This is a genomic window from Vibrio sp. 970, assembly GCF_033339075.1.
On record NZ_JAWOTW010000733.1, the window covers coordinates 1 to 537 of the forward strand.

The window sequence follows — 537 nt, forward strand, 5'->3', positions numbered from 1 at the left end:
GAGCACATTTTCTTTGATTGAGCGAGGCTTACCCATAGAACGGAAGTAGGTACTCAACATGGGTTGGCTTTCGGGCGAAATGTGTTCTTCGAGATAGATATGTTTATCTGTATTGGCGAAGACATAACCAGTCTGGAAGAAGAGTCCAATCACCGCTAATAGAGCGCAAGACAGCGTTTTAATCGGAAAGTGCATGAGCTTATTAATAAATTGTGATCTCGTTAAGTAGCAGTACTTGCTAAGTCTATCACTTCTTATCTATTAAGTGCTTATGGATTCCCCAAGAATAAGGGATTTTAAGGCGAGTATAATTGGTTGATTTGATTTAATTTTTTGATTTATAAAGAAAAGTGCTTTTTATAAGTTGGGAAATAATTTTAATCGCAATATAAGGGAACCGGAGGTTTTGACTGAGAAATAGCGATAATCGATGAAGATATTTCCATGTGAATTATGTGTGATGCTGCTCCCAAAAGTAATTCCGATCTCCAAAAGATGATTTTGGTGTCATAAATATTTAATGTTTGTATGGGTTGT

The 537-nt window shown here is 36.1% G+C and carries 1 pseudogene; it reads right to left on the reverse strand.

Features of this window, described 5'->3' with window-relative positions:
• Positions 1-195 (reverse strand): annotated as a pseudogene (locus R7Q11_RS28890) (virulence protein); the annotation flags it as partial.
• Between the last annotated feature and the right edge of the window lie 342 nt (positions 196-537).